A 12387-nucleotide genomic window follows, 5' to 3' on the forward strand; every position below is an offset into this window, starting at 1 on the left:
AAGGGGTTTGAAAGGTTGCGGACATGCTCAGGATAGCTCAGCCATGGACAGCGCGGACTCCATGTCCACGGCCACGATGCGGGACACGCCCTGCTCCTGCATGGTCACGCCGATGAGCTGCTGGGCCATTTCCATGGCGATCTTGTTGTGGCTGATGAACAGGAACTGCGTGCTCTTGCTCATGCTGGCCACCAGCTTGGCATAGCGCTCGGTGTTGGCATCGTCCAGCGGCGCATCCACCTCGTCCAGCAGACAGAACGGGGCCGGGTTGAGCTGGAAGATGGCGAAGACCAGCGCAATCGCCGTCAGCGCCTTCTCGCCACCCGACAGCAGGTGAATCGTCTGGTTCTTCTTGCCGGGCGGCTGCGCGATCACCTGCACGCCCGAGTCCAGGATTTCATCGCCCGTGATGACCAGCTTGGCCTGCCCGCCGCCGAACAGCTCGGGGAACATGCGCCCGAAATGCCCGTTCACAGTCTCGAAAGTGCCCGACAGCAGTTCGCGCGTCTCGGCGTCGATCTTGCGAATGGCATCTTCCAGCGTGTTCATGGCCTGGGTCAGGTCCTCGGTCTGCGCGTCGAGGAAGGTCTTGCGCTCGCGCGCCAGCTTCAACTCGTCCAGCGCCGCCAGGTTGACCGCGCCCAGGGCCGCGATCTCGCGGTGCAGGCGGTCGATCTCGCCCTGCAGGCCGTGCATGCGCACATTGGCCTCGGCAATGGACTGGGAGACGGCGGCCAGGTCGGCGCCCGCCTCTTCCAGCAAGGTGGAGTACTGCTCCAGGCCCAGGCGCGCGGCCTGCTCCTTGAGCTGGAATTCGGTGATGCGCTGGCGCAGCGGGTCCAGCGCCTTTTCCAGTTGCTGGCGGCGTTCGTCGCTGGCGCGCAGCTTGTTGGTCAGGTCGTCATATTCGCTGCGGCGCGCGGCCACGGCCTGCTCGCGCTGCATCTTCAAATCCAGCGCATCCTGCAGGCCGCCCTGGGCCGCGGCATCGGTCAGGCGCGTGAACTCATCCTGCGCGCGCTGCTGCTCGTCGGCCAGGGAGCGGGCCTGCTGGCTGGCCGTTTCTATGGTGCGGCTCAGTTCGCCCCGGCGCGCTTCCAGGCTGCGGCGCGAGAACGTGGCCTCCTGGGCCTGGCGTTCCAGCGTGCGCAGCTGCTCGCGCGATTCGTTCAGGCGCCGCTCGGACTCCAGCACCTTGTCGCCGAGCTGGGCATGGCGCTCCTGGCTATCGGCCAGCTGCATGTCCAGTTCCTCGAAGCGGGCTTCGGCCGCCACGCGGCGCTCCTCGATGTCGGACAGCTGGGCCTCGACCTCGGCCAGGTCGGCGCTGATCTGGGCATTGCGCGCACGGGCCTGCTCGGCCAGCTGCGACAGGCGCAGGGTTTCGACCTGCAGCTCGTGGGCACGGCTTTGCGATTCGCTGGCCTCGCGCCGGGCGCTGACCAGGCGCTGCGAGGCCTCGGCATAGGCGCTTTCGGCACGCACCAGGGCCGTGCGCGACTCGTCGGAAATCAGCGCCTGGGCGCGCACTTCCTTTTCAAGGTGCTCGATTTCCTGGGCGCGTGCCAGCAGGCCGGATTGCTCCGAGTCCTGCGCATAAAAGCTCACGCTGTGGCTGCTGACGGCATGGCCCGTGGGCACGTAGACGGTTTCACCGGGCCGCAGTTCGCCGCGGCGCGACAGCGCCTCTTCCAGCGTGGGCGCTGTGTAGCAGTCCTGCAGCCAGTCGCCGAGCACGGCGCGCAGGCCGGCATCGTTCACGCGCAGCAGGTCCGACAGGTGCTGCCAGCGGCCGGCAGCCGGCGCGGGTGCGCCTTGCGGCGGGCTGAAGAAGGCCAGGCGCGCGGGCGGCGCATCGTGCCCGCCTGAGCCCAGAAAGCCACGCACCATGTCGAGCCGGCCCACTTCCAGCGCGCCCAGGCGCTCGCGCAGCGCGGCCTCCAGCGCGTTTTCCCAGCCGGGCTCGATGGCAATGCGGCTCCACAGGCCCTGCATGCCGTCCAGGCCGTGCTTGGCCAGCCAGGGCTGGAGCTTGCCGTCTGTCTTGACCTTTTCCTGCAGGGCCTTGAGCGCTTCCAGCCGCGCCGACAGGTCCGCGTGGCGCGCGGCCTCGGCATTGACGGCCTGCTGGCGCGTGCGGCGGTCCTCGTCGAGCTGGGGCACGGAGTCCTGCAGCTCGTTGAGCACGGCATCGGCCATTTCGGCCAGTTCGCGCGCCTCTTCCAGCTGGGACTGCAGATTGTTCAGGCGGGCCTCGTCGGGCGTCTCCAGCGCGTTGCGGTCGGCGCGCAGGCGCTCGAAGCGGGTCTCGAACTGGCGGCGCTGCTCATCCAGGCTGCGCTGCTCGGCGGCTAGCACCTGGATCTGCTGCTGCACCTGGACCACGCTGGCGCGCTGGTCGGTGTCGGCCTTCTGGGCATTGCGCAGGGCGTCCTCCAGGTCGGGCAGGCGCATGCTTTGCTCCTCGACCTGGGCGGCCAGCATCTCGGCCTGTTCCTCGGCGTCCATGCCGGCGCCTTCGAGGTTCTCGATCTCGGCTTCGGCTTCCTCGCGGCGGCTGTTCCACAGCAGCACCTGCTCGGACAGCTGCTGCAGCCGCTGCTGCACGCGCTGGCGGCCTTCGAGCACGTAGCGGATCTCGGCCTCCAGCTTGCCGACTTCGGCCGTGGATTCGTAGAGCTTGGCCTGGGCCTGGTTGACCTGGTCGCTGGCGTCGTAGTGCGCCTGGCGCAGGGTCTCGAGTCCGCTTTCGTTGTTGCGGATGTCGGCCATGCGCTCTTCGAGCTCGTTGACGGCCTGCAGGCCCTCCACGCGCACGCGGTCCTGCTCGGCCTCGGCCTCGGCGCGCTTGAGGAACCACAGCTGCTGCTGCTTGAGCGTGACCTGGGACTGCAGCGCGTTGTACTGGGCCGCCACCTCGGCCTGCTTTTCCAGCCGGTCGAGGTTGTTGTTTAGCTCGCGCAGGATGTCTTCCACGCGCGTGAGGTTCTCGGTGGTGGCCGAGAGCCGGTTCTCGGTCTCGCGCCGGCGCTCCTTGTACTTGGACACGCCTGCGGCCTCTTCCAGGAACAGGCGCAGTTCCTCGGGGCGCGACTCGATGATGCGGCTGATCGTGCCCTGGCCGATGATGGCGTAGGCGCGCGGGCCCAGGCCCGTGCCCAGGAACACGTCCTGCACATCGCGGCGGCGCACGGCCTGGTTGTTGATGAAGTAGCTGCTGTTGCCCTCGCGCGTGAGCACGCGCTTGACGGCGATTTCGCCGAACTGGCCCCACTGGCCGCCCGCGCGGTGGTCACTGTTGTCGAACACCAGCTCCACGCTGGAGCGGCTGGCCGGCTTGCGGTGCGTGGTGCCGTTGAAGATCACGTCCTGCATGGACTCGCCGCGCAGCTCGCTGGCCTTGCTCTCGCCCAGCACCCAGCGCACCGCATCCATGATGTTGGACTTGCCGCAGCCGTTGGGGCCCACCACGCCCACCAGTTGCCCCGGCAGCATGAAGTTGGTGGGCTCGGCGAAGGACTTGAAGCCGGACAGCTTGATGGAATTCAGGCGCACGATGCAGGCAGATGGCGGTCCGCGGCGAACGGACGAATGAGGACGTGGGGGAACAACAGGGAAGCTCGGAATGATACCGCGCGCCACCCCTGCTCAAGAATGGAAAGCGGCCCGCGCGGGGCCGTGTCGAATGTCAAGAATGGTTTGAGGGGGCGTCCGGCACCCCGCTGCCATCCGTGCACGCCACCACCTGGGGCCGGTCCTGCGCCTGCTGCGGCAGGTTCGCCGGGCTCAGGGCCGGAGGGCGCGACACGATGGCCTGGCGCACCAGTGCCTCGAAGCTGCGCACGGGCACGGGCGGGCTGAGCAGGTAGCCCTGCCAGGCATGGCAGTGCTGGTCTTCGAGGAACTGGCGCTGCGCCTCGGTCTCCACACCCTCGGCGATGACCTGCAGGCCCAGGCTGGTGCCCAGGGCGACGATGGTGCGCGCAATGGCCGCGTCGTTGGGGTCGCTGAGCACGTCGCGCACGAAGCTGCGGTCGATCTTGAGCTGGTCCAGCGGCAGGCGCTTGAGATAGGCCAGGGAGGAGTAGCCGGTGCCGAAGTCGTCCAGCGAGAACCCCACGCCGTGTGCCTTGAGCGTGGCCATCTTGGCCGCCGTGTCGTCCACGTCGGCCAGCAGCAGGCTTTCGGTCAGCTCCAGCTTGAGCAGGCGCGGATTGGCACCGTGCTCCTTGAGCGCCTGCAGCACCTGCTCCACGAAGCGCGCCTGGTGGAACTGGCGCGGGCTGACGTTGACGGCCAGCATCAGGCAGGCCATGTCCGGCTCCGCCGCCCATTGCGCCAGTTGCCGGCAGGCCTCGCCCAGCACCCATTCGCCCAGTTGCTGGATCAGGCCCGTTTCCTCGGCCAGCGAGACGAAGAGCGACGGAGGCACCAGCCCTTCGCGCGGGTGGTTCCAGCGCAGCAGGCCCTCGGCGCCGACGATGCGCCCGTTCGCCACCTGCGGCTGGTAGTACAGGACGAATTGCGAGCGCACCAGGCCCTCGCGCATTTCCTGCTCCATGGCCGTGCGCGATCTGAGCACGGCCTGCAGTTGCGGATCGAAGAACTGCAGCGTGTTGCGCCCCATGCCCTTGGCCTGGTACATGGCCATCTCGGCACGGCGCAGCACCTCGTCGGCACTGAGTTCCTGCTCGCCGAACAGGCTGGCGCCTATGCTCAGCGTGATGTGGCAGGACTGGCCACTCAGTTGCAGCGGTTGCAGCAGCAGCGAACGCATGCGCTGGACCTCGCCTTCGAGCTTGGAGGCGGCGTGCATGGAGTCCTTGCCCAGGTCCTCCAGCAGCACGACGAAGTCATCGCCGCTGTGGCGGGCCAGCGTGGCCTCGCGGCCCAGGGACTGGGCCAGTCGCTCGGCAATCATGCGCAGCAGCACGTCGCCCAGTTCCAGCCCCAGGCTGTCGTTGAAGGCCTTGAAGTTGTCCACGTCCAGCAGCATGACGGCGCCACAGCGTCCGCGACGGCGGCTGGAGGCCAGCGCCTGCTGCAGCCGGTCCACCAGCAGGCGGCGGTTGGGCAGGCCGGTGAGCGCATCGTAGAAGGCCAGGCGGCGAATTTCCTCTTCGGCGGTCTTGCGCTGGCTCTGGTCCTGCAGGATCAGCAGGCAGCCTTCGTCCAGCAGCATGCCGCCGATGGATACGGAGCGCGCGCAGCCGTCGCTGCCTATGAGCTGGTACTCCTCGGAGTTGAGGGTGCCGCAGCTGTCGGACTCGCTGCCATGGGGGCTTTGGGCAACGCGCGCCCGCGCCTGCGCAGCCTCGAAGCGGCGCTGCATGCGCTGGCGGCGCGCTTCATCCGGGCACATGTTGCGCCACCAGCCGTCGCCATCCATGCCGGCCGTGGCGCCATGGCCTGCCAGGCGCATGAATTCCTCGTTCCAGTAGGCGAAGCGGCCATCCTCCTGCAGCATGGCCAGGCCCAGGGGCAGGCGCTGGATGACCATGCGCAGGTGGCGCGATCCGTCGCGCTGCATTTGCTGCAAGTGGCGGCGCGCGCTGATGTCCTGCACCAGGGCCATCAGCCGCAGCGATGGGCCGTGGCCCAGCGCGGAGATGTGCAGCTCCACCCAGACCAGGCTGCCGTCGCTGCGCCGCAGCTGCCGCTCGATCTGCAGGGCGCGGCGCTGGCCCGCAGCCAGTTCCTGCAGCAGCAGCCTGTCGCCCTCCACCGTTTCGGCGGCCACCAGGGCCAGCAGGGGGCGCTGGCACAGCTGCTGTGCCTCGTGGCCGGTGATGTCGCAATACCTGCGGTTCACATGCAGGACATTGCCGTTGGCCGCGTCGATCTGCACCACGCCCACGGCGGCCTGCTCGAACAGTGCCTGAAAGCGGGCATCGCTCTCGCGCATGCTGCGGGAAGAGGCACGCAGCTGCGCCCAGCTGGACGGATGGCGCCGCCACCAGGCTGCCGCCAGCGAGGCCAGCAGGACTGACACCAGCATGCCCAGCGCAAACAGCACCAGGGGCTGGGCACGCTCGGTCCAGGACAGGGCCGTGCTCACGGGAATGAAGTTCAGCCGCCACAGCCGGTCCTGGGCCTGCAGCGTCTGCTCCAGCACCACCTGGCCGGTGTCGCCCAGGCCTACCGCTTCCTGCCCGCGCTCGGGCCAGGCAGCACCCAGATACAGCGGCAGCGGCGATACGCCGGCCGGCGGCAGGGGCGAGACCGGGCCTGCATCATGCATGGCCAGCGCTAGCCGACCCAGGAAACCGCGCTCATGCAGGTCCTGCACCAGGTCGTGCACACGAATGCTGACGTCGGCCGTTCCCAGGAACAGCGGATGCGCGGCCGTGCCATCCGGGGACTGGTGGTCCGCAAGCGCAAAGACGGGCGCGCGCACCAGCACGGCGGTGGCATGCTCGCCGGGCTGCTTCATGGCAAACGGCGCCGAGACCACGGCGGCCGCGCTGTCCCGGCTGCGCAGCATGCTGGCCATGAGACTGGGGCGGTCGTGCATGTCCAGGCCGGCGATGGATTCATTGCCTTCCACCGGCCAGAGATAGTCGATGAAGAAATAGTGGGGATCGGGCCTGAACGAGGCCGACGAATCCTGGCTGGCCTGACCGTGCTCCGTTGCGGCCCGCGTAAAGGTCAGCGCCTGCATGCCGGGCTGTATCTGTATGCGCAGCGCCTGCGCAATGCGCGCGAAGGCCTGCTGCCCCATCTCGGGAGAGGCGGCCAGCTGGTTGGCCACATGCTGGACCATGACGGCATAGGCATCCAGGCGCATCTCCAGCGCCTGGCGGGCAGACTGGGCCTGTTGCGTATGGCGCTGCAGGTCGATGCGCTCCAGCGCCCTCTGCTGCTGCAGGGCGAGCGCGGCGCTCAGGCACATGCCCACCGCCATGACGGTGGCGGCTGGCCAGGCGGTCCGGATGGCTACAAGCGTGCGCTGGGCAAAAGCTGACATGGAGCGGCTAAGGCTGAATAGGCAGTCACGGGGGAATCGGTCCAGGAGCACGGAACCACTCGTTGCCAGCCCCATGGCCAGCCACCCGAAAAGGCCGGGCAGGCCATGTGGAGCAGAGAGCGAGGATAAATGGATTTCGGCACCCGGCAGGCAAATCATATGTAAGACAAATCCTACAAACGCCTTTGCTCTATCGTCGGAATGCGCTCTTGCTGAAGACCTCCACGGGCAAACCCTAGACTGCAGGCAGCAAGGTGCTTGCACCCGGCCCCCTGTGCCCGAGCCCGCCGGGCCTGCCGGGCCTTGCCGGGCACCAGGGGTGAAGGGCGAGGCATTGCACAAGCCCTCATCCATGAAATCAGAGGCGGCAGTTTTGAAACATCAATGAAACGGATGGCGCGGCAGCAGGTGGCGCTGCAGCCCTTCAGCCTCTGGCAGCAGGCTGCGGGGCTTGCACGGGTTTCCCCTTGAGTCGGATGGCATGCTGCTTGCAACAAGCCTGGTGCACTGCCAACCATAACTCTGCAGGAGACACCAACCCATGAGCATCAACCGCCGCCGCTTTTGCGCCGCCCTGCCCGCCCCGCTGGCCGGCCTTGCGCTGCCGCACCAGGGCCTGGCCCAGGAGGCCTTTCCCAGCAAGTCGCTGAAGATCATCTGCCCCTTCGCACCCGGCGGCGGTTCGGACTTCATTGCGCGCGTGGCCTCCAACGTGCTCAACGACAGGCTGGGCCAGCCCGTGGTGGTGGAGAACCGGCCTGGCGCCGGTGGCACGCTGGGCACCGAGTACGCGCTGCGCTCGGCGGCCGATGGCTACACACTGCTGCTGGTGGCGGGCAGCTATACGGTCAACCCTTCGCTGTACAAGCTGCGCTTCGACCCCGTGGCCGACATGACGCCCGTGATCCAGCTGTCCAAAGGCGCCTACGTGGTCTGCGTGAGCCCCCGCGTGCCCGCCAGAAACCTGCAGGAACTGCTGACCTATGCGCGTGAGAACCCGGGCAAGCTGACCTTTGCCTCGGCCGGCAATGGCAGCCATCTTCACATCGTCACCGAGTACCTGTTCGGCATGGCCAAGGTCAAGGCCACGCATGTGCCCTATCGCGGCACGGGCCCGGCCGTGACCGATCTGCTTTCGGGCAACGTGGACATGCTGGTGGCCGGCACCGAGGCGCTGATGCAGCACGTCAAGAGCGGCAAGCTGCACGCCCTGGCCGTGACCACGGCCCAGCGCCTGCCCGCCTATCCCGAGATTCCGTCGGTGGCCGAAAGCGGCCTGCCGGACTATGACGTGGTGGCCTGGCACGGCCTGCTCGCGCCCAAGGGCCTGCCGCCCGCCGTGCTGTCGCGCATCAATGCGGCGTTGGACAACGGCCTCAAGGCGCCGGCACTGCTGGCCCAGCTGGAGCCCACGGGCGTGTCCCCGGCAGGCGGCACACCGGCCCAGTTCGGCGCCCTGATCCAGTCCGAGATTCCCCGCTACGCCAAGGTGGTGAAAGACAACGAAATCCGCGCACAGTAATCGGCGCACAGCAATCGGCCCACGCAGGCCCGAGAATCCATCCGCCCCCATGACGTCCCGCTACAAGAAACCCCTGCCCGGCACCACGCTGTACTACATCGACGCCCGCGCCGCCGTCGATGCCCTCTCGCCCGGCGCCTGGGCACGCCTGCCCTACACCGCCCGCGTCCACGCCGAGAACCTCGTGCGCCGTGCCGATCCCGCGCAACTCGACAGCTACCTGCTGCAGCTGATCGAGCGCCGGCGTGACATCGACTTTCCCTGGTACCCCGTGCGCGTGGTCTGCCACGACATCCTGGGCCAGACCGCCCTGGTGGACCTGGCCGGCCTGCGCGACGCCATCGCGGCCGAAGGCGGCGACCCTGCCCAGGTCAACCCCGTCGTTCCCGTGCAGCTCATCGTGGACCACTCGCTGGCCGTGGAGTGCGGCGGCTTCGATCCCGATGCCTTCGTGAAGAACCGCGCCATCGAGGACCGCCGCAACGAGGACCGCTTCCACTTCATTGAGTGGACGAAGAAGGCCTTTGCCAACGTGGATGTGATCCCTGCGGGGAACGGGATCATGCACCAGATCAATCTGGAAAAAATGTCCCCCGTGGTCACCGTGCAGGATGGCCTGGCCTTCCCCGATACCTGCGTGGGCACGGACAGTCACACGCCCCATGTGGACGCCCTGGGCGTGATCGCCGTGGGCGTGGGCGGGCTGGAGGCCGAGAACGTCATGCTGGGCCGCGCCTGCTGGATGCGCCTGCCCGAGATCGTGGGCGTGCGCCTCACGGGCCGGCGCCAGGCGGGCATCACCGCCACCGACATCGTGCTGGCCCTGACCGAATTCCTGCGCCAGCAAAAGGTGGTGGGCGCCTATGTGGAATTCTTTGGCGAGGGCGCCGACAGCCTGAGCATTGGCGACCGCGCCACCATCTCCAACATGTGCCCCGAATACGGCGCCACGGCGGCCATGTTCTCCATTGATGACCAGACGCTGGCCTACCTGCGCCTGACCGGCCGCGACGAGGCCCAGGTGCGCCTGGTCGAGGCCTATGCGCGCACCGCAGGTTTCTGGAGCGACAGCCTGGCCGATGCCCAGTACGAGCGCCTGCTGCAGTTCGACCTGTCCACCGTGGTGCGCAACATGGCCGGCCCCTCGAATCCGCACCGGCGCCTGCCCACCTCGGCCCTGGCCGAGCGCGGCATTGCCGATGCGGCCAAGCTGCAGGCCGCCCGTGCCCAGGAGAGTCAGGGCCTGATGCCCGATGGGGCCGTCATCATCGCCGCCATCACCAGCTGCACCAACACCAGCAACCCGCGCAATGTCATCGCCGCCGCCTTGCTGGCGCGCAATGCCAATCGCCTGGGTCTCACGCGCAAGCCCTGGGTCAAATCCTCGCTGGCGCCGGGCTCCAAGGCCGTGGAGCTGTACCTGAAAGAGGCCGGGCTGCTCACCGAGCTGGAGCAGTTGGGCTTTGGCATCGTCGCCTTTGCCTGCACCACCTGCAACGGCATGAGCGGCGCGCTGGACCCCAGGATCCAGCAGGAAATCATCGAGCGCGACCTCTACGCCACGGCCGTGCTCTCGGGCAACCGCAACTTCGACGGGCGCATCCATCCCCAGGCCAAACAAGCCTTCCTGGCCTCGCCGCCGCTGGTCGTGGCCTATGCGCTGGCGGGCACGGTGCGCTTTGACATCGAGCAGGATGTGCTGGCTGTGGTGGACGGCCGCGAGATCCGCCTCAAGGACCTGTGGCCCGCCGACGAGGAGATCGACGCCATCGTCGAGCAAGCGGTCAAACCTGCGCAATTCCGCGCCGTCTACGAACCCATGTTCGCCATCCGCAAGGACGACGGAAACAAGGCCCTGCCCCAGTACGACTGGCGCCCCCAGTCCACCTACATCCGCCGTCCGCCCTACTGGGACACCGAAGGCGTGGGCGCGCTGGCGGCCTTCCCGCGCACGCTGCGCAACATGCGGCCGCTGGCCCTGCTGCCCGACAACATCACCACCGACCACCTGTCGCCCTCCAACGCCATCCTGGCCGACAGCGCGGCGGGCGAATACCTGGCGCGCATGGGCCTGCCCGAGGAAGACTTCAACTCCTACGCCACCCACCGCGGCGACCACCTCACCGCCATGCGGGCCACCTTCGCCAACCCGCAGCTGGTCAACGAGATGGCCGTCATCGACGGCGTGCAGCACAAGGGATCGCTGGCGCGCATCGAGCCCGAAGGGCGCGTGGTGCGCATGTGGGAGGCCATGGAAACCTACCTGAACCGGCGCCAGCCGCTGATCATCATCGCGGGCGCCGACTACGGCCAGGGCAGCTCGCGCGACTGGGCGGCCAAGGGAGTGCGGCTGGCCGGAGTCGAGGCCGTGGTGGCCGAAGGCTTCGAGCGCATCCACCGCACCAACCTCATCGGCATGGGCGTGCTGCCGCTGCAGTTCCTGCCGGGCACCGACCGCAGGACCCTGGCGCTGGACGGCACGGAGATCTATGGCGTGGAAGGCGAGCGCACGCCGGGCACCCAACTCACGCTGGTGATTGAACGAAGAGACGGCCAGACGCTGCGCGTGCCCGTGACCTGCCGGCTGGACACGGCCGAGGAGGTATCGGTCTACGAGGCGGGCGGCGTGCTGCAGCGCTTCGCCCAGGACTTTCTTGCACAGACACAGGACGCTTGATGAACACCGCACCCCAGATCCGCATTCCCGCCACCTACCTGCGCGGAGGCACCAGCAAGGGCGTGTTCTTCCGCCTGCAAGACCTTCCGGAGGCTGCGCAACAGCCGGGCGCCGTGCGCGACGCCATCCTGCTGCGCGCCCTGGGCAGCCCCGACCCTTACGGCAAGCAGATCGACGGCATGGGCAATGCATCGTCGAGCACCAGCAAGGCCGTGATCCTCTCGGCCAGCACGCGCGAAGGCCATGACGTGGACTACCTGTTCGGCCAGGTCTCCATCGACCGGCCCTTCGTGGACTGGAGCGGCAACTGCGGCAATCTCTCGGCCGCCGTGGGGCCCTGCGCCATCCACATGGGATTGATAGCCCCTGCGCGCATTCCACGCAACGGCATGGTCACCCTCCGTATCTGGCAGGCCAATATCGGCAAGACCATCGTGGCCCATGTGCCCATCACGAACGGCCAGGTGCAGGAGACAGGCGACTTCGAGCTCGATGGCGTGACCTTTCCTGCGGCCGAGGTGGCGTTGGATTTCCTGGACCCTGCCGATGAGGGAGAGGACGGAGGAGCCATGTTCCCCACGGGCCATCTCGTGGATCGCCTGGATGTGCCTGGCGTGGGCAGCTTTGCAGCCACGCTGATCAATGCGGGCATTCCGACCATCTTCCTGAACGCAAAGGACCTGGGCTACACGGGCTGCGAGCTGCAGGACGCCATCAACGGCGATGCCGAGGCGCTGGCGCGCTTCGAGGCCATACGCGCCCACGGCGCCCTGCAGATGGGCCTGATCCAGGAACTGTCCGAAGCCGCCAGGCGCCAGCACACGCCAAAAATCGCCTTTGTGGCATCGCCGGCGCCCTACACGGCCTCCAGCGGCAAACGCATCGAGGCAGGCGATGTGGACCTGCTGGTGCGCGCCCTGTCCATGGGCAAGCTGCACCACGCAATGATGGGCACGGCGGCGGTGGCCATCGGCACGGCGGCAGCGGTGCCGGGCACGCTGGTGAATCTGGCGGCGGGGGGCGGCGAACGCGGCGCCGTTCGCTTCGGCCATCCCTCCGGCACGCTGCGCGTGGGCGCCGAGGCCCGGTTGGTGAATGGCCAGTGGCAGGTGACCAAGGCCTTGATGAGCCGCAGCGCGCGCATCCTGATGGAAGGCTGGATCAGGGTGCCTGGCGAGGTGTTGAACGCCGCGTGAATGCGCAGGGTCCGGCTTCAGGCCT

The 12387-nt window shown here is 68.0% G+C and carries 5 protein-coding genes; 3 read left to right on the forward strand and 2 right to left on the reverse strand.

The genetic code is table 11. The features are described 5' to 3' along the window. Positions 1–27: 27 nt before the first annotated feature. On the reverse strand, positions 28–3555 hold the full coding sequence (gene smc, locus IB269_RS16100; protein ID WP_192367656.1) for a chromosome segregation protein SMC: 3528 nt from the start codon (positions 3553–3555) through the stop codon (positions 28–30). 133 nt (positions 3556–3688) lie between these two features. Beyond that, positions 3689–6967: an EAL domain-containing protein gene (locus IB269_RS16105; RefSeq protein ID WP_192367657.1), complete on the reverse strand. Its 3279-nt coding sequence runs from the start codon at positions 6965–6967 to the stop codon at positions 3689–3691. Positions 6968–7508: 541 nt separating this feature from the next. Here IB269_RS16105 and IB269_RS16110 point away from each other — a divergent pair. From IB269_RS16110 to prpF, 3 genes are read left to right on the forward strand one after another with little or no spacing between them, the layout of a single operon-like run. Further along, entirely contained in the window at positions 7509–8489 is a 981-nt protein-coding gene (locus tag IB269_RS16110) for a tripartite tricarboxylate transporter substrate binding protein (protein ID WP_192367658.1), read from the forward strand. A 49-nt stretch (positions 8490–8538) separates the two neighbouring features. After that, entirely contained in the window at positions 8539–11166 is a 2628-nt protein-coding gene (gene acnD, locus IB269_RS16115) for a Fe/S-dependent 2-methylisocitrate dehydratase AcnD (RefSeq protein WP_192367659.1), read from the forward strand. Beyond that, on the forward strand, positions 11166–12362 hold the full coding sequence (gene prpF, locus IB269_RS16120) for a 2-methylaconitate cis-trans isomerase PrpF (RefSeq protein ID WP_192367660.1): 1197 nt from the start codon (positions 11166–11168) through the stop codon (positions 12360–12362). Before acnD ends, prpF begins: the two co-directional genes overlap by 1 nt. Positions 12363–12387 lie beyond the last annotated feature (25 nt).

The sequence above is a fragment of the Delftia sp. DLF01 genome, assembly GCF_014852125.1.
Classification (GTDB): Bacteria; Pseudomonadota; Gammaproteobacteria; order Burkholderiales; family Burkholderiaceae_C; genus Comamonas; species Comamonas acidovorans.

Excerpts from the sequence above, each read along its gene's own strand:
- IB269_RS16105 (WP_192367657.1), bottom strand. The coding sequence starts at position 6,967 with ATGTCAGCTTTTGCCCAGCGCACGCTTGTAGCCATCCGGACCGCCTGG.
- IB269_RS16110 (WP_192367658.1), top strand. The coding sequence starts at position 7,509 with ATGAGCATCAACCGCCGCCGCTTTTGCGCCGCCCTGCCCGCCCCGCTG.
- acnD (WP_192367659.1), top strand. The coding sequence starts at position 8,539 with ATGACGTCCCGCTACAAGAAACCCCTGCCCGGCACCACGCTGTACTAC.
- prpF (WP_192367660.1), top strand. The coding sequence starts at position 11,166 with ATGAACACCGCACCCCAGATCCGCATTCCCGCCACCTACCTGCGCGGA.